Genomic DNA, 17,660 nt, shown 5'->3' on the forward strand with positions numbered 1-17,660 from the left:
CGGCGTACGTGGAACTGGACTCAGAAGTCCATGTCCCCGCCACCCGGACCAGCCGGGGCGGCCGGGGCCTTCTCCGGCTTGTCCGCCACGACGGCCTCGGTGGTGAGGAAGAGCGCCGCGATCGACGAGGCGTTCTGCAGCGCCGAACGGGTCACCTTGGCCGGGTCGATGATGCCCGCGGCCAGCAGGTCGACGTACTCGCCGTTGGCGGCGTTGAGGCCGTGACCCGGCTCGATGTTGCGGACGTGCTCGACGACCACGCCGCCCTCGAGGCCGGCGTTGACGGCGATCTGCCGCAGCGGGGCGTCCAGCGCGATCTTGACGATCTGCGCGCCGGTCGCCTCGTCGCCGGTCAGGTCCAGCTTGTCGAAGGCGGTCTTGCCGGCCTGCACCAGCGCGACGCCACCACCCGGGACGATGCCCTCCTCGACGGCGGCCTTCGCGTTGCGGACGGCGTCCTCGATGCGGTGCTTGCGCTCCTTCAGCTCGACCTCGGTGGCCGCGCCGACCTTGATCACCGCGACGCCGCCGGCCAGCTTGGCCAGCCGCTCCTGCAGCTTCTCGCGGTCGTAGTCGGAGTCGCTCTTGTCGATCTCGGCCCGGATCTGGTTGACCCGGCCCTGGATCTGCTCGGCGTCGCCGGCACCGTCGACGATGGTGGTCTCGTCCTTGGTCACCACGACCTTGCGGGCGCGGCCCAGCATGTCGAGGCCGACGGCGTCCAGCTTGAGGCCGACCTCCTCGCTGATGACCTGGCCACCGGTGAGGATGGCGATGTCGGCCAGCATGGCCTTGCGGCGGTCACCGAAGCCCGGCGCCTTGACGGCGACCGACTTGAAGGTGCCCCGGACCTTGTTGACGACCAGGGTGGCCAGGGCCTCGCCCTCGATGTCCTCGGCGATGATCAGCAGCGGCTTGCCCGACTGCATGACCTTCTCGAGGATCGGGAGCAGGTCCTTGACCGACGAGATCTTGCTGTTGACGATCAGGAGGTAGGGGTCGTCGAAGACGGCCTCCATGCGCTCCGGGTCGGTCATGAAGTAGGCCGAGATGTAGCCCTTGTCGAAGCGCATACCCTCGGTGAGCTCCAGCTCCAGGCCGAAGGTGTTGCTCTCCTCGACGGTGATGACGCCTTCCTTGCCGACCTTGTCCATCGCCTCGGCGATGATCTCGCCGACGGTGCTGTCACCGGCGGAGATGGAGGCGGTGGAGGCGATCTGCTCCTTGGTCTCGACGTCCTTGGCGAGCTTGGACAGCTCCTCCGAGACGCTGGCCACGGCGGCCTCGATGCCCCGCTTCAGGGCCATCGGGTTGGCACCGGCTGCCACGTTGCGCAGACCCTCGCGGACGAGGGCCTGGGCCAGGACGGTCGCCGTCGTCGTGCCGTCACCGGCGACGTCGTCGGTCTTCTTGGCGACCTCCTTGACCAGCTCGGCGCCGATCTTCTCGTAGGGGTCCTCGAGCTCGATCTCCTTGGCGATGCTCACACCATCGTTGGTGATGGTGGGGGCACCCCACTTCTTTTCGAGCACGACGTTGCGGCCCTTGGGGCCGAGGGTCACCTTCACGGCGTCGGCGAGCTGGTTCATGCCCCGCTCGAGGCCCCGGCGCGCCTCTTCGTCGAACGCGATCATCTTGGCCATACGGCGTTGTCCTCCTGGACACTCACGGGCCACCCGGAGGTTGTGTCCCGGATGGGCCGCCTGGTGTACGCACCTTGGGGACGTCGCCACCTGGCGACGACGACGTCTCCTCGGCCGGGCCGGATAGCCCGCGACGACCGGCCATGTGCCGCACCGGCGTGTGGACGCCCGTGCGGCCGTGGCCCTACCGCCCCGACCATTGGCACTCACGGTGTGCGAGTGCCAATGACTTGTTTAGCACTCTCCCCTGCCGAGTGCAAGCACGCCCGCCCCGCTCAGCCGAGTTCACCGGCCAGCCGCGCGCTGTCCACCGGCCCCTCGTGGGCGCGCTGCTCGGCGTACGTGACGACCAGGCCGACCAGCTGGGCGAGGTGGGCGGGCAGGCCCAGCACGCCGCCGAGCACCGCCACCGCGATCGCGCCCACCGCCGTGCCCGGCGACTCCAGCGGGGTGACGCCGAACGGCAGCGAGCCGATGCCCTCCACCAGGCCGGCCGCCCCGCCCCCGACGATCACCGCCGCCGCGACGAGCGCCACCCGGCCGAGCAGCAGGCCCAGCCGGTCGTGGAACATCCGGTACGAGCGGCCGATCGGGTGCTGCCGCTCGAAGAGGTAGACCGGGCCGGCCATGCTCAGCGCGAAGGCGAAGTAGATGCCGGGGATGACGCAGAAGCAGACCCCGAGCCCGATGATCACGCTCATCAGCAGGGTCCAGCCCCAGAGGCCCGGCGCCCGACGCAGGCCGTGGCCCAGCGCGGCGCCGACGGTCACCGGCTGGCCGGCCGCCTGCCGGGCGACCACCCAGGTGCCGGCGGCCCAGCCGAGGCTCTGCACCAGGCCGAAGACCAGGGCGCCGCCGATCAGCACGGCCATCATGGTGCCCAGGTCGGCCAGGAAGGTGTCGGGCAGCGCGGCCGGGTCGTCGGCCATCGACTCGTTCCACCGGGCCGACGGGTCGACCACCAGCGCGAGCACCGACAGCACCACGGCCGGCAGCACCTGGGTGAGCAGCAGGATCGGCAGCAGTGTCTTCCAGCCCCGGCGCACCGCGCCGACGCACCGGGCGAACCAGCCGTTCACGCCTCCGCCGGGCGGGGTGACCAGCGGGTCGGCGGGGTCGAGGCCGTGGCCGGGCGGGTACCACCCGTGGACCGGCTGCCCCGGATACACGACCGGCGCGCCCGGGTACGCGACCGGCGCGCCCGGATACCACGGCTGCCCGCCGTACGGGCCGGAGCCGGCCGGGAACCCGCCGGTGGGCGGGAAGACCCACCCCTGCGGCTGCGGCGCGCTCGCGTCGCCGGCCGTGGCGGGGTCGGGATCCCCCGACGGGGGCGTGGCCTGGGGCGGCTGGTCGGACATGAACCCTCCTCAGCGACGGCTGAACCGGTTCACGATCTTCCCTGCCTGGCGCCCGCACCGCAGTCCGGGGTACCACGCCACGGACCAGACGGGGCACGCCGTGCCTCGCAGGCGGCCGAGCCGGACGCGAGGCATGGTCCTACAGAAGCAAGCGGACCACCCGCCCGGTCCGTGGCGGACGGGGGTCAGGCGATGACGCGTACGCGCTCGGCCTGGGGCCCCTTCTGACCCTGGGCGATCTCGAACTCCACCCGCTGGCCGTCGTCCAGCGCCTTGTAGCCGTCCATCTCGATCGCGGAGAAGTGGACGAAGACGTCCTGCCCGCCGTCGACGGCGATGAAGCCGTAGCCCTTTTCGGCGTTGAACCACTTAACGGTGCCCTGTGCCACGGTCCACTTCCTCACTCTGCACGGCGTTCCACAACCCCGGAGACCGGCGGACCGGCACCGGAGGACCACCGAACCGGCGGTCGGGGGAGGCCGCTGCATTCGGTGACCGAAATCGCACGCTACACGAGGCGTGACGACGGCGCACGACCCCAAATCGGGCATATTCCGATCGAGGGGCATCGTCATCCGTCGTTGTGGTAGGCATTCGGCATGACGAGGACGCCGGACGGGCCGGGGCGGGGGTCGGCGGACGCCCGGCACGCGGAGATCCGGCGGGTCCGGCCCCGGGACGCCGCCCGGATGCGGGCGCTGCGGCTGGAGATGCTCGCCGACGCGCCGCTGGCCTTCCTGGAGACCCTCGCCAACGCGGCGGCCCGGCCGCACGCCGACTACGCGGCCCGGATCGCGTACGTGTCGGCCGGCGCGGACACCGCGCAGTTCGTCGCGGACCCGGGCGGCCGGCTGGTCGGGCACGCCGGGGGCACGGTGACCCCGGAGGAGCCCGGGCTGACCGTCGTCTACGCCGTCTACGTCACCCCGTCCTGGCGCGGCACCGGCCTGCTCGGCGAGCTGGTCGAGGCGGTGGCCGCCTGGTCCCGGCAGTGCGGCCGGCCCGAGCTGATGCTGGAGGTGGTGGTCGGCAACGACCGGGCCTACCGCGCCTACCGGCGGCTGGGTTTCGTCGACACCGGCGTGCGCGTGCCGCACCCCACCGTGCCGGCGCTCACCGAACTCCAGATGCGCCGCGCCGCCTGACACGGCTGGGTTTCCGGGGCGGCCCGCCCCGGAAACCCCAACCGCGACTCAGGCGTGCCGACGGGACTGCACGATGCGGAACCGGTTGGCCACGTAGGCGCCGTCGGTGAGCGCGGAGTTGGCCGCCGCGTTCGCGCCGCTGCCGTGGAAGTCGGAGAAGGCCGCCGACTGGTTCACGAAGACCCCGCCGGTCAGGTTGCAGGACAGGTGCACCCCGACCTCGATCGCCGCCGCCTCGGCCGCGTCGAGGACCGCCTCGTCGGTGGAGTAGACCGCCGCGGTGAGCGCGCCCTTCTCGCCGACCGTCGACCGCAGGATCTCCAGGCTGTGCGCCGTCGAGTCGGTCGCGACGGCGAACGAGATCGGCCCGAACCACTCCTTCGAGTAGGTCGCCGTGTCGTCGGCCGCCAGCTTGACCAGCGTCGGGGTGCGGACCACCGCGCCGGGGAAGGCCGGGTGCTCGACCGTACGCGACTCCAGCACCGTCTCGCCGACCTTGGTGACCTCGTCGAGGCGCTCCAGCACCCCGTCGTTGACGATCGCGCCGGTGAGCTCCACCCCGCGCGCCGGGTCGGCGGTGAGCTTGCCGATCGCGGCGGCGATCCCGCCGGCCACCTCGTCGAAGCTCTTGTGCCCCTGGTCGGTGGCGATCCCCTCGGCGGGGATGAGGATGTTCTGCGAGGTGGTGCACATCTGGCCGCTGTAGAGGGTCAGCGTGAAGCCGAGGTTGCGGCACATCCCGGCGAAGTCGTCGGTGGAGTCGACCACCACCGTGTTCAGGCCGGCCTTCTCGGTGTAGACCGCCGCCTGCCGGGCGTTGGCCTCCAGCCAGTCGCCGTACTCGGTGGAACCCGTGAAGTCGACGATCTTCACGGCCGGGTGCAGGGCCAGCGTGGAGGCGAGCTTCTCGCCGGGGGTCTCGGGGGCGAGCAGCACCAGGTTCGGGTCGAAGCCGGCCTCGGCGAGCACCTCCCGGGCGTACCGGACGGTGATGGCCAGCGGCAGCACGGCGCGCGGGTGCGGCTTGACCACCACCGGGTTGCCGGTGACCAGCGAGGCGAACAGCCCCGGGTACGAGTTCCAGGTCGGGAAGGTGTTGCAGCCGATCACCAGCGCCACGCCGCGGGGCACCACGTGGAAGGTCTTGGTCATCCGCAGCGGGTCGCCCTTGCCGGCGGCCTTCTCCCAGCCCGCCGTCCCCGGGTGACGGGTCATCTCCGCGTACGCGTAGGCGACCGCCTCCAGCCCGCGGTCCAGCGCGTGCGCGCCGCCGGCCTGGAAGGCCATCACGAACGCCTGGCCGCTGGTGAACTGCACCGCGTTGGCCAGCTCGAAGATGTGCTTGTGCAGCCGGTCGAGGATCTCCAGGCAGACGCCCACCCGGGTCTGCGGGCCGGCGTCGCGCCAGCTCGGCAGTGCGGCGGAGGCGGCGGCGACCAGCTCGTCGGCCCCGGCGTGCGGGTAGCGGACGCCCAGCTCGACGCCGAACGGGCTGGTCTCGGTGGCGACCCGGTTGCCGGCGCCCGGCTGGTCGAGGGGGAAGTCGCCGCCGAGGTACGCCTCGAAGGCGGCCTTGCCGTCGGCGGCGGCGGTCTCGCCGTAGACCCGTGGGCTGGGCGACTCGGGGTAGGCGGACCAGTACCCGCGCTCCGTGATCGCGGTCAGCGCACGGGTCAGGGTGTCGGCGTGCCTGTCGTACAGGGGGTGCGGGGTCTCCGTCATGCCCGCCATCATGCAACAGGAAGCCCCAGGATCAGTAGGGCCGTGTCACAACTCAGATCGTGAGCTGCCAGTCGGTCCAGCCGTCGACCCGGCGGAAGCCGAGCTGCTCGTTGATCGTGATCATGTAGCTGTTCTCGGCCGCGTTGAAGGTGTCGATCGCGCGTACCGCCGGCTCGTGGGCGAGCAGGTGCCGCAGATTCTCGATCTTGACGAGCAGGCCGAGCCGGTGCCCCCGGTGAGCGGGGTCGACGATGGTGATCTGCTGGAACGCGTGCCAGTCGGCGGAGGGGCCCACGTCGAGCAGGGTCCAGGCGGCCACCCGGCCGGACGCCTCGTGGCGCACCGCCGTGTGGTAGCGCCGCCGCCCCCGTGCCTCCAGCGCCCGCTCGATGCCGCGGACCCGTTCGACGTCGATCCGCTCGGGCTCCCACTCCACGTCGCCGAGGGGCGCGTCGGCCATCAGCCGGCCGTCGAGGTAGGCGATGTCGGCGACGTGCTCGTCGGGGGTGCTCCCCTGCCAGCGGAGGACGCGGTAGCCGTCGGCCCGGGTGCGGGCGTCGGCCAGCGCGGCGTCCAGCCCGTCGTGGTCGAGCCGGGTGGTGTCGAGCCGGCTGCGGATCTCGGCCAGCGCCGGCTGCGCGCCGGTCGACGCGGCGAAGGCGGCGCCGGCCTCGGGCCGGGGCGGGCCGCCGGGCAGCGCGGCGACCGCCATCCCCAGCACCCGCTTGCGGCCCCGCTCGCGCAGCAGCCGTACGGCGTGCTCGTGTAGCGCCCGGCCCACCCCGCGACGCCGGTGGGCCGGGTCCACGATCAGGTCGGCGGTGGCGTTCTCGGTGTTGTCGAGCTGCGGCAGGTCCAGCGCGAGGTAGCCGGCCGGCACGCCGTCGAGCCGGGCCAGCGCCCAGATCGCGGCGTTGCCGGGCATCGGGTGCCGGATCGCGGCCTCGAAGCGCCGCCGGCAGAAGGGCGGGAAGTCCGGCAGGTCGACGTCGTTGGCCGCCGCCCCGATCCGGTAGGCCGCATCGATCGCGGCCTGGTCGGCGGCGTCGATCGGCGCGATCGTGATGCTCATGCCCCGAGGGTGGCCCGGAAACGACGATCGGGCCAGCGATTTAACCGCTGGCCCGATCGGACGTTGGTCGGGAGGGACACTCGCACAACGCCTCCGGCGTTGGGTCGCAAGAACTCAAAGTCTCCGGCGAGACGCCCTCCCGCACGAAGCATCTTGCGCCGCCCGGTTCCTGCCGTCAAGTCCTTGTCGGCGCGTTTTCCGCACTCACAGCGAAAAGCCAGTTACCCGGCGGATCGACCCGATCCCCCGTCCGGGTGAGTCGCCTCTCCCCCGTTCCTCCCGACCGCCCCCGCGATCTTGCGCTTCGCGCCCCTGACCTGCCCGGAACCCGGGATGGACCGGGCGGCGCCCACGGTGGCCGTCGGACACGTCACCGGGGGGCGCCGGCCCGTCCCGTGACGGCAACGGGCGGCCGGCGCCCCGGGGTGCCGGCCGCCCGTTCGCCGCGTCAGCCCGCCTTGCTGAACTCGATCGAGATCGACTCGACCGCCTTCTTGCGGGTCATCGACCGCTCCAGGCCCATCGCCTCCAGCGCGTCGTTGACGCTGTCCACGTACGCCGTCAGGCTCGGCGTGGCGGCGTAGTAGGTGCCGGTCGTGGTCTGGGTGGACGCGCACGTCGTGTCGGTGATCCCACACGCCATCGTGTAGTGCGTGGCGCTGGTCCACTGGGTGGTGGCGCCCTGCACGTACAGGCGGGTGTTCACCCGGCACGCCGCGAACAGGTACGGGTTGCGGACCGTGGTGGTGAACGTCGCGGTGTCGGTGCCGGGCCAGTAGCTCACGGTCGACTCCGCCACGCAGCCGCCGTCGAAGCTGCTCGACGACTTGCTGACGGTGTACTTGTCCAGCGTCCCGGCCGCCGCCGGCGTGGCGCCGAGGGCCACCACACCGAGGGAGGCGGCCAGCATGGTGAAGGCGGTCACGGCCGCCCGGGTGACGCGGGCCGGTGCTGCGTTCATGGGAACCCCTCTCGTGCCGGCCGGGTGGTCGCGGCCGATCGCAATTCGTCGCCTATGTGACAGGCGGCGGTGGACCCCGGGAGCTTCCGGGTACCGCCACCTGGAGATTCTTCGGCCGGGTCGGGAGGGCTGTCCAAGACGCGACAACGATGGGCCATAGGACGGACCTATGAGTGCTGGTAGATCTTCTGATCGTCGATGCCCGCGGGGGTCGGGCAAGGGGGATCGTCATGGTGGAACTACGTCAACTCCGGTACTTCCTCGCCGTCGCCGAGGAGCGGTCCTTCACCCGCGCCGCCGCGCTGCTGCACGTCAGTCAGCCGACGCTGAGCCAGCAGATCCGCGCCCTGGAGCGGTCGGTGCGCGCGCCGCTGTTCCACCGGGAGCCGGCGGGCGTCCGACTCACCGAGGCCGGATCCGCGCTGCTCGAACCGGCCCGGCGGGCCGTGGTCGAGGTCGCCGACGGCGTACGGGCGGCCCGGGACACCGTCGGCACCGGCGACGGCACGCTCCGCGTCGGCTTCAGCACCGGCGGGGCCGGCGACCTCCTCGCGTCGATCCTGCCCGCCTGGCAGCGGGCCGCCCCCGAGGTACGGCTGGTCCTGCGCGAACTGACCGTGGGCGGGCTGTACACCGCCCTGCTGGAGGACCAGATCGACGTGGCGCTCACCCGGCTGCCGCTGGACCCCGAACGGCACGACTGGACGGTGCTGTTCGCCGAGCCCCGCGTCCTCGCGCTGAACGCCCGGAATCCCCTGGCCGACGCCGGGACGGCGGTGTCGCTGGCGGACGTGCTCACGCTGGCCATGCCCCGGATCGAGGACGTGCCGACGATCCGCGACTACTGGCTGCTCAACGACTACCGCGACGGCTGCCCGCCGCAGCAGCGCGGGGTGACGGTCACCTCGCCGGCGGAGATGGCGTACCTGATCCTCCAGGACCCGTCGGTGGTGGCCGTGGGCCCCCGCACGGCACGCGGGCTCTCGCCCCTCGCGGAGCTGCGCTTCGTGGAGCTGTCCGAGGTCGCCCCGGTGCCCTTCGTCGCGGCTGCCCGACGGCACGACCGCCGTGCGGCCGTGCTCGCCTTCCGTCAGGTCGCGGCGACGGTCGCGCGCCGCCTGCACGGGGTGTCCACGCCGGCCGGTGGCAGACCGGACCGGGTGGCCGACGTCGCGGCGAGGCGCGCAACCGGCGCCGGGGCGGGCCGGGCCGGCGGCTGAGCCGCGAGCGGTCACCGGCCTCGGAGCTCAGCCGAGGAGGCCGGCGTCGCGGGCGGCGCGCAGCGAGGGCCTGATGCGGTGGGTGGGGCCGGCCTGGGCGGCGATCGCGTCGAGGGTCTTGAGCCCCTCGCCGGTGTTGAAGACGACAGTCTCGGCGGTCGGGTCGAGTCGGCCGGACTCGACCAGCTTGCGCAGCACCGCCACCGTCACCCCGCCGGCGGTCTCGGCGAACACGCCGGTGGTGCGGGCCAGCAGCCGGATGCCGGCGCGGATCTCGTCGTCGTCGACGTACTCCATCCAGCCCCCGGTGCGGCGCACCGCCTCCAGCGCGTAGAGGCCGGCGGCCGGGTCGCCGATGTTCAGCGACTTGGCGATGCCCGTCGGCTTGACCGGGGTGATCGTGTCGGTGTCGGCGTGCAGGGCGGCGGCGATCGGGTTGCAGCCGGCCGACTGGGCGCCGAAGACCTTCCAGCCGCCGGCCGGCGCCTCGACCAGCCCGATCTCGACCAGTTCGGCGAACGCCTTGTCGATCTTGGTGAGCAGCTCCCCGGAGGCCATCGGGATGACCACCTGGGCCGGGATCCGCCAGCCGAGCTGCTCGGCCACCTCGTAGCCGAGCGTCTTCGACCCCTCGGCGTAGTAAGGGCGGACGTTGACGTTGACGAACGCGGTGTCCTCGAACTCGTCCGTCTCCACCAGCTCGCCGCAGAGCCGGTTCACGTCGTCGTACGAGCCGTCGACGGCGACCAGCTCGCCGCCGTAGACGGCGGTCGTGACGACCTTGCCCTGCTCCAGGTCGCCGGGGATGAAGACCACCGACGGCGCCCCGGCCCGGGCGGCGTGCGCGGCGACCGAGTTGGCCAGGTTGCCGGTGGAGGCGCAGGCGTAGCGGCTGAAGCCGAGCGCCCGGGCGGCGGTCAGCGCGACCGAGACCACCCGGTCCTTGAACGAGTGGGTCGGGTTGCCGCTGTCGTCCTTGACCCAGAGCGGTGCGGTGATGCCCAGCTCGGCCGCGAGGTGCGGGGCGGCGACCAGCGGGGTGAAGCCCGGGTCGAGGGTGACCCTGGTCGCCGGGTCCTGGCCGGCGGGCAGCAGCGCGGCGTACCGCCAGATGTTCTGCGGGCCGGCCTCGATCTGCTCCCGGGTGACCGTCGCCAGCGCGGCGGCGTCGTAGTCGACCTCCAGCGGGCCGAAACACTCGTAGCAGGCGTGCTGGGCGGCGAGCGGGTAGCGGGCCGAACAGGCGCGGCAGACCAGGGCGCGGGCGGGGCTGGCGGTGGTGTCGATGCCGGAGACGGCGAACGTCGACGTCATGTCGAGGGTCCTCTCATCTTTCCCCGCATCGCACCCTGCGGCGGGGACGGAATTGGCACCTGCCCCGCCGGTCGCTCTGCGGTGAGCGCGCGGGGTGGTTGCCGGGGCGTCGTCGGGCCGTATCCCTCAGCCCCTCTGGATGAGGTATGCAGTTGTACCTGCGAGTTTAAGCACCGACGCCGCCCGGATCGACGACAGATCCCAGGATGTGAGCGATCCCGCAGTCGCCGCCGAGCCGCAGGGGCGGCCTCTCCTCGACGGTACGGATTCACCCTGCCAACTCGCCGCCGGCGCGCAGCGGGAGCAACGCGTCCGGGCTCCCACGAAGCGACGGCGCACCCCTGGCGCGCTCCCGTTACGGTGCAGGCACATCGACGGAAAGGAACGCGCGAATGCGTCGCAAGCTCGTCCCGGTGGTGGCGCTCTCCATGGCCTGCCTGCTGGCGCTGACCACCGCCTGCTCCACGGGCAGCCGGAAGAAGCGGGACCGGTCCGCCGACCGGCCCGCCGGCACCGGCGCGAAGCGGGACGACGTCGACGCCGCCCGGACGACCCCGTCCCCCCGCCACGCCGGCGACCAGCTCACCTGCCTCGAACTGCGCAACACCCGGATCGGCAGCAGCCGGGTCCGCTACCGCGGGTACGCCGCCCCGATCCGCCTCGCCGCCGGCCGCTGGTCCGACCGGGACGGCACGACGGTGGAGTTGCAGCGGCCGTGCGCCATCGGCAACCTCGACGGCGACGGCGCGGGCGACGCGATCGGCGTGGTGATGCTCGACGGCGGTGGCACCGGCCGCTTCTTCACCCTCGCCGCCTGGCGCAACGTCAAGGGCGAGCCGGACTACCAGGCCCAGGTCGACCTCGGCGACCGTACGCCGGTGGAGAGCGTCAGCGTGCGCGACGGCAGGGCGACAGTGGTCTACCTGACCCGGCCCGCGGACGGCCCGATGGCCGAGCTGAGCATCCGGCGTACCGCCGTCTACCAGCTCAGGGGAACGACGCTGGCCGAGCTGAGCCACACCGACGCCCAGGTCGCCGACGCGTCCGACGACGGGGACACCGCCGACTCCGGCACCGCGCCGGACTCCCCCGACATTCGCAAGCGCAGGCCCCGTTCCCGCTGACGTCCCGCCGGTGGTCGTACCGAGCCCAGGCCCGCGCCGGCCGATCCGCCGGCGCGGGCTCCGCCGTGACGAGCATGCGCCGGCTCAGCCTGGGACCGGTCGGTGGGCCGGCGGCCTCGGCAGCCGTACAAATGCGGTGGCCCGGCAACCCTGCTGACTCACCTCGCCGAGGCAGCCCCACCCCGAGGCCGGGACGCGCTCGAAGTACTGGACGGGCTGCGAGGGGACGGCCTCGGTGGTGAGCGTGCCGGTGCCGCTCGGGATGCGTTGCTCATGGGAACCGGTCGTGTCGGTGTAGGAGGCGACGATGTGCCACTCGCAGGTGTGGGTGGACACCTCCGGCTGGATACGGAAGGCCATGTTCGACTGACCGTTGCCCAGCTCGACGACGTTGCGGCGGAAGTACAGCTGACCCTCCTGCGGCTCGCCGTCGTCCAGGACGTACGGGCCGTGCGGCTTGTCCGTCGGCCCACCGGTCAGGTCCCACAGCAGGCCCTGCCGGGACTCCGCACCCGCCGGGGGGACGGTGACGACGGTCTTCGCCGTGGGTACGCGGCACGAGTCCTTGACGGCGGTCATGTTGTTGATCGTGAGTCCGGCGGCGCGATCGCTGTTCAGGTTCAGGTCGAACGTCTGGGCAACGCCGCGGTTCTCGTTGCCGTCCTCAAGCGGCGCCACATAGGACGCGCGCTCGACCATCCGGCCGCCGAGCGGCTTCAGGAACTCCCACACCTCTGACGCGTCGCCGTTCAGGGCGGTGAGGGCGGCCTGTTCGTCTTCGGTCAGCAACCGGTCGAGCAGCACGGTGAAGGCCTCGGGCAGGTCCCGGTCGTAGTCGAGGGGGGTGACGGTGGACACGAACGCGGGTTGCTCACGGTCCACCGCCTTCTGCGCCTGCTTGTCCGAGCGGGCCCGCTCGGTGGCCGTCGACCGGTCCAGGAGAAAGTTGGCCTGGTAGGCGAACAGCATGCCGACCACGACGATGACGGCGGCCACGGTCGCGTACACCGCACGCTGCTTCGGCGGAAGCCCGCGGAACCCGGGCAGTCGCTGGTCCGCCAGCACGGCCCAGGCTCCCGGCCTGGACGACTGCCCAGCCGACTGCTCCGGTGGCGGTGCGGGCGGGGACGCGGACGACGGTTCGGCCGGCGACACGGACGACGGCTCCCCTGGCGGTGCGGGCGGGGACGCGGACGACGGCTCGGCTGGCGGCTCGGGCTGCGGCACGGCGGGCGGAGTGGCCATACCCGATTCTCACTCACAGGCGCCACATCCTTACGGTGCGACAGGGTTCCGCCGGGCGGGTGTCCGAGCTCGGCGGGCGCCGGCCGGTGCGATGATCAGGTGATGGCAGTCCCCGCGCGCCGATCCGCACCGCGTTCGCCCGGTGGAGTTCCCGGTCCGGCACGGACGGTTGGGGTCGCGATCGTCGGCCTCGCCCTGCTCGGCGCCTGCTCCCCCGCGACCGAACCGTCGTCGGTCGATCCGGCGCCGCCGCCGATGCCGAGGGCCATGCCGACAGGGGCGCCGACCACGACGCCGACCGAGTGCCCGGCATCCGGCGTACGGATCACGTCGCCGGGCAGCAGCGCCGCGATGGGTCTGCGCGCGCTCGGCCTGCGACTGGTCAACTGCGGCACGAAGCCCTACCCGCTCGACGGCTACCCGGTGCTGCGCCTGTTCGACGGCGACGGCAATCCGATACCGGTCCGGGTGGTCGAGGGGGCCAAGGAGATCACGTCGGGCTTCGACGACCCGCCCCGGCCGCTGACCCTGCGCCCCGGCGAGCAGGCTGGCGCCGCCGTGCTCTGGCGCAACCTGGTCACCGACCCGACCGTCGTCGCCACCGACGGCGAGCGCCTGGAGGTCGCGCCCGCCGCCGGCCGGCCCGCGCAGCTCGTCGGCCTGGACGGGCCGATCGATCTCGGCAACACGGGCCGGATCGGAGTCAGCGCCTGGAAGAAGGCGACCGACCCGGCACCGACGCCGACCCGGCCGCTGCCGGACACCTCGGACCCGGGCGGCCCGGAGTCGAGCAGCCCGGTGCCGCCGCTGCTCTGAGCCGTCCGAGCGTCAGCTGGTGACGTCCTTGCGGGTGAAGCGCCAGAAGGCGAGGCCCCAGAACAGCGTCGTGTAGCTGATCGCCGAGATGGCGCCGCGTACCACGTCGTCGGTCTGCACCGGCGTCGACAGCAGCCCCAGCCAGGCGGTGGCGTAGTGGGTCGGCAGGAACGCGCGCAGCGCGCCGAGCGCGGTGATCTGGTCGAGGATGCTGGAGAGGATCCACAGCAGCACCGCGCCGCCGACCGCACCGAGCGCGGCGTCCGTGACCACCGACAGCAGGAACGCCAGGCCGGCCACGACCAGGAGTACGACGGCCAGGTAGCCGAGCACGCCCAGCAGCCGCAACAGCCCCTCCCCCGGTTCGAGCTGGGCGGCGACGGTGCTGCGCAGCGGCTCCCACCCGTAGCGCAGCGTGCCGATCAGCAGGGCCGTGCCGGCGAGCAGCGCCAGCGCCAACGCCGAGTAGACGAGCGCGACCAGCAGCTTCACCGCCAGCAGCCGGGCCCGGGGCACCGGCACCGCGAGCAGGTAGCGCAGGCTGCCCCAGCTCGCCTCGCTGGCCACCGTGTCCCCGAAGAACAGCGCCACCACCACGACCAGCAGGAACGACGCCGACACGAAGATGGTGAACAGGGTGAAGTTCAGCCCGCCCGAGGTGGCGAACTCGACCAGGCTGCCGAACTCCCCGCGCCCGTTGTCGTCGTCGTCGCCCGTGTCGAACTGGAAGGCGATCAGGATGATCAGCGGCAGCAGCACCATGAACCCGAGCGCGAGCTGCGTACGCCGCCGGGATGCCTGCCGCCGGAACTCGGCGCCGAACGGCAGGGTGGCCGACGGCCGGTAACCCGCCGCCGCGCCCACCGTGGGTGACGTCCCCGCCATCATCGGTCCCCGCTTCCCCGAGAGTTCTCACCGACCAGGGCGAGGAACGCGTCCTCCAGGCGGCGCCGCGGCACCACCCGGTCCACCCCGATGCCGGCCCGGACCAGCTCGGCGACCACCTCGCTGCGGGCGGTCCCGTTGGTGTCCACCACGAGCTGGCCCTCGCCGTCGGGAAGCACCCGCACCCCGTGCAGGCCGTCCAGCACCGCCCGGGCGGCCGCCGGGTCGGTCACCTCGAAGAGCACGCTCGGCGACTCGCCGACGATCTCCTCGACCGGGCCCGAGGCGACGATCCGGCCCTTGTTCACCACCACCGCGTGCGTGCAGGTCTGCTCCACCTCGGCCAGCAGGTGGCTGGAGACCAGCACCGCCCGGCCGTCGGTGGCGTAGCGCTGCAACACCCGGCGCATCTCCGCGATCTGCGGCGGGTCGAGCCCGTCGGTCGGCTCGTCCAGCACCAGCAGTTCGGGCAGGCCCAGCATCGCCTGCGCGATGGCGAGGCGCTGCTTCATGCCGTGGCTGTAGTTCTTGATCCTGCGATGCACGGAGTCGCCCAGGCCGGCGATCTCCAGGGCCTCGTCGAAGTGCGCGTCCTCGGCCGGCCGCCCGGTGGCCCGCCAGTACGCCCTCAGGTTCTCCAGGCCGGACAGGTGCGGCAGGAAGCCCGGCCCCTCGACCAGCGCGCCGATCCGGGACAGCACCGGCGAGCCGGGCACCAGCCGGTGCCCGAAGACGTAGATCTCGCCGGCCGTGGGCTGGGTCAGCCCCATCAGCACCCGCAGCGTGGTGGTCTTGCCGGCGCCGTTGGGGCCGAGCAGGCCGACGACCTGGCCGGGATGCACCTCGAAGTCCACGTTGGAGACGGCGACGAAGCCGTCCGCGTACTCCTTGCGGAGCTGTCGCACGGCGAGCGGGACGCCCGCGTACGCCGGGTGGACGGAGCTGTCCTGGCGGCGGTGCCGGCGGCGGGCCACGGTCACGACCGCGACGAGCCCGACCGCGATCGCGGCGACCAGCCCGACCAGCACCCACCGCCACACCGTGGCGGCGGTGGGGATCGGTTCGCCGGCGACGGTCGGCAGGCCGACCGCGCCGCCGGCCGCGACGGTGTGGACGGTGGGCTCGACCGGGGTGGCGTACGCCTGGTCGGAGGTCGCCACCACGACGCGCAGCCGATGTCCCGCCTCGACGCGACGGACGATCGCCGGCAGCGTGACGGTGACCGGCTGCGCCGCCTCGATCTCGCGCGGCAGGCCGGTGAGCCGGACCGGGGCGACCAGGCCGTTGGGCAGGGTGGCCGCGCCGTTGGGGTCGACATCGTAGAGCTTGACGAAGAGCACCGCCTCGCCGGTCGGTGACGCCGCCCGGATGTCCACGGTCGGCGCGCCCACCACGTCCACCGCCTCGGTCAGCGGCTCCGACTCGAACCGGGCGTGCTGGCCGGGGATGTCCCCGGCGACGCCGCCGAGCAGGGACGACAACTCGCCGGCGAAGGGCACCGAGGAGATGGCGGCGGGGTTGCCGGCCGGCGGATTGGCGACCGGCTGGGCCGGGCCGGCCACCGGGACGTCGCGGCGGGCCGTGCCGGCGACGCCCGGGTAGTCGGCGGTGCGGTAGCCGGTGGCCACCAGGCCCCGGTCGAGGGCGTCGAAGCCGGCGATGCGGGACCAGGTGAAGTCGTCCCCCGGGGCCTCGCCCTCGCCCTTGACGTAGTGGTCGAGCCACTGCACGGTCAGGAACTTCACCCGGTCCGAGTCGGTCCGCGGGCCCTCGCCGCCGTCGTGCCCGCCGGTGAACCAGGCCACCCGCACGGGCGTGCCGGCAGCGGCGATGCCGCGCGCGTTGGCGTCCGCCTCGCCGAGCGGGAAGAGGGTGTCGGCCGCGCCCTGCACCAGCAGGGTCGGCGCCTTGATGCGGTCCAGCACGCCGGCCGGGCTGGACCGGCGCAGCAGGTCCACGGCGGCCTGGTCGGCCCGGCCGGTGGTGGCGATCCGCAGGTACGCGGCGCAGATGTCGGCGGCGAACCGGCCGCACGCCGGGTCGGCGGCCCTGGCCGGGGCGGGTCCGGGGCCGGTGCCCGGGCCGGCGCCGGGCCCCGGGCTGGGCGGGCCGGCCGAGGCGGGCGCCCCCTCGGGCTGCGCGGCGCTGGCCCCGGAGAGCCCGGCCGGCCCGGAGCCGACGTTGCCGCCGCCGCCGAAGAACAGGCCGGCCCAGCCGGACTTGAACACGCCCTCGGTGGGCTGTTTCCCGGTGCTCTCCGGCAGGAAGGAACGGGACAGGTCGTTCCAGGTGATCATCGGGACGATCGCGTCGACGCGCTGGTCCTGCGCGGCGAGCAGCAGCGCCAGGCCGCCGCCGTACGAGCCGCCGACGACGCCGACCCTCGGGTCACCGTCGCCGTCGGTGCGGATCTCGGGCCGGTCGGCGAGCCAGTCCAGCAGCCGCTGGGCGTCGCGTACCTCGTAGTCGGGGTGGTCCAGGTGGATCTGCCCGCCGCTGCGGCCGAAGCCGCGCGCGGTCCAGGTGAGCACCGCGTAGCCGCGCCCGGCGAACTCCTCGGCGTCGGCGCGTACGGACTCCTTGGTGCCGCCGAACCCGTGCGCCAGCAGCACCGCCGGCACCTTGTCGGCCGCCGAGGCGTCCCCGGGCAGGTAGAGCGTGGTGTCCAGGTCGACGTGCTCGTCCCCCGTCGGCCCGGAGGCGACGTTCACGATCGCCGCCTCGGTGCGCACGGCCGGCTCCCGCGGCACCACCGCCCAGGTCACGGCGGCGGCGAGCAGCACGACGGCCGCCGCCGCGGCGACCGCGCGCCGGCGGGTGGGCAGGGCACGCCGGATCCACGCGGCCGACGACGGCGATCTCATGCGGCACACGGTACGGCCCGAACCCTGAGCGTTGGCTGAGATCCTCCGTACGGCCGTCCGGTTGGTCCGATCGGCGGCCGGACCGGTGCGACCGCCGCAGGTCTCCGACCCTCCCGGCAAGACGAATTCGGATCACGTGAATTCCGATCTTCGGCGGGAAATCCCCTCCGATCCATCCATGCCACTCTCCTGAACGGCACCCAGCGTGGCCGGTGACGGACGAACGGTCACCTGGCGCCTCTTGACGGAAAGCTGACCGTTCGACGACCGGACCGCCCCTCGCTGGTC

14 protein-coding genes and 1 riboswitch are annotated in these 17,660 nt (G+C 73.1%); of the genes, 4 read left to right on the forward strand and 10 right to left on the reverse strand.

The genetic code is table 11. The annotated features are described in order from the left end of the window. Positions 1–20: 20 nt before the first annotated feature. The 3 genes from groL to AB0L34_RS01030 form a co-directional block, all read right to left on the reverse strand. Positions 21–1,643, reverse strand: coding sequence for a chaperonin GroEL (groL, locus tag AB0L34_RS01020; protein WP_350706882.1), 1,623 nt, complete (start codon positions 1,641–1,643; stop codon positions 21–23). A gap of 275 nt (positions 1,644–1,918) precedes the next feature. Beyond that, positions 1,919–3,004 carry a hypothetical protein gene (locus AB0L34_RS01025; protein ID WP_363700813.1) on the reverse strand — a complete coding sequence of 362 codons (1,086 nt, stop codon included), beginning with the start codon at positions 3,002–3,004 and terminating at the stop codon, positions 1,919–1,921. Between the two features lie 185 nt (positions 3,005–3,189). Further along, on the reverse strand, positions 3,190–3,393 hold the full coding sequence (locus AB0L34_RS01030) for a cold-shock protein (RefSeq protein WP_013288855.1): 204 nt from the start codon (positions 3,391–3,393) through the stop codon (positions 3,190–3,192). Between the two features lie 210 nt (positions 3,394–3,603). Here AB0L34_RS01030 and AB0L34_RS01035 point away from each other — a divergent pair, with 210 nt between their 5' ends. After that, a complete protein-coding gene (locus tag AB0L34_RS01035) occupies positions 3,604–4,149 on the forward strand; it encodes a GNAT family N-acetyltransferase (RefSeq protein WP_363700815.1) in 546 nt (181 codons plus the stop codon). Positions 4,150–4,197: 48 nt separating this feature from the next. On the opposite strand, the gene paaN is transcribed toward AB0L34_RS01035, so the two are convergent. The 3 genes from paaN to AB0L34_RS01050 form a co-directional block, all read right to left on the reverse strand. Then, on the reverse strand, positions 4,198–5,871 hold the full coding sequence (paaN, locus tag AB0L34_RS01040; protein ID WP_363700817.1) for a phenylacetic acid degradation protein PaaN: 1,674 nt from the start codon (positions 5,869–5,871) through the stop codon (positions 4,198–4,200). A gap of 52 nt (positions 5,872–5,923) precedes the next feature. Continuing rightward, positions 5,924–6,943, reverse strand: coding sequence for a GNAT family N-acetyltransferase (locus AB0L34_RS01045; protein ID WP_357462071.1), 1,020 nt, complete (start codon positions 6,941–6,943; stop codon positions 5,924–5,926). Positions 6,944–7,391: 448 nt separating this feature from the next. After that, positions 7,392–7,904 carry a hypothetical protein gene (locus tag AB0L34_RS01050; protein ID WP_350706872.1) on the reverse strand — a complete coding sequence of 171 codons (513 nt, stop codon included), beginning with the start codon at positions 7,902–7,904 and terminating at the stop codon, positions 7,392–7,394. Between the two features lie 230 nt (positions 7,905–8,134). Here AB0L34_RS01050 and AB0L34_RS01055 point away from each other — a divergent pair, with 230 nt between their 5' ends. Then, a complete protein-coding gene (locus AB0L34_RS01055; protein WP_363700821.1) occupies positions 8,135–9,124 on the forward strand; it encodes a LysR family transcriptional regulator in 990 nt (329 codons plus the stop codon). A gap of 27 nt (positions 9,125–9,151) precedes the next feature. Here the strand turns inward: AB0L34_RS01055 and thrC are convergent, their stop codons facing one another. Then, the gene (thrC, locus tag AB0L34_RS01060) at positions 9,152–10,438 is read right to left on the reverse strand and encodes a threonine synthase (RefSeq protein ID WP_363700823.1); all 1,287 of its coding nucleotides are present in this window, start codon (positions 10,436–10,438) and stop codon (positions 9,152–9,154) included. Between the two features lie 10 nt (positions 10,439–10,448). Continuing rightward, positions 10,449–10,584, reverse strand: a riboswitch (SAM riboswitch). Positions 10,585–10,830: 246 nt separating this feature from the next. Here thrC and AB0L34_RS01065 point away from each other — a divergent pair. Beyond that, a complete protein-coding gene (locus AB0L34_RS01065; RefSeq protein ID WP_363700825.1) occupies positions 10,831–11,562 on the forward strand; it encodes a hypothetical protein in 732 nt (243 codons plus the stop codon). A gap of 84 nt (positions 11,563–11,646) precedes the next feature. Here the strand turns inward: AB0L34_RS01065 and AB0L34_RS01070 are convergent, their stop codons facing one another. Further along, a complete protein-coding gene (locus AB0L34_RS01070; RefSeq protein WP_363700827.1) occupies positions 11,647–12,570 on the reverse strand; it encodes a hypothetical protein in 924 nt (307 codons plus the stop codon). A gap of 504 nt (positions 12,571–13,074) precedes the next feature. Between AB0L34_RS01070 and AB0L34_RS01075 the strand changes: the two genes are divergently transcribed. Then, complete coding sequence (locus AB0L34_RS01075; RefSeq protein ID WP_363700829.1) at positions 13,075–13,623, forward strand: DUF4232 domain-containing protein; 549 nt, start codon at positions 13,075–13,077, stop codon at positions 13,621–13,623. A gap of 12 nt (positions 13,624–13,635) precedes the next feature. On the opposite strand, the gene AB0L34_RS01080 is transcribed toward AB0L34_RS01075, so the two are convergent. Together AB0L34_RS01080 and AB0L34_RS01085 are read right to left on the reverse strand one after the other, a co-directional pair. Beyond that, a complete protein-coding gene (locus AB0L34_RS01080; protein WP_357462077.1) occupies positions 13,636–14,511 on the reverse strand; it encodes an ABC transporter permease subunit in 876 nt (291 codons plus the stop codon). Beyond that, positions 14,508–17,372, reverse strand: a complete 2,865-nt coding sequence (locus tag AB0L34_RS01085; RefSeq protein WP_363700831.1) for an alpha/beta fold hydrolase — start codon at positions 17,370–17,372, stop codon at positions 14,508–14,510. Before AB0L34_RS01085 ends, AB0L34_RS01080 begins: the two co-directional genes overlap by 4 nt. Positions 17,373–17,660: the final 288 nt, after the last annotated feature.

This window comes from Micromonospora sp. NPDC052213, from assembly GCF_040679695.1.
Taxonomy (GTDB): Bacteria; Actinomycetota; Actinomycetes; order Mycobacteriales; family Micromonosporaceae; genus Micromonospora.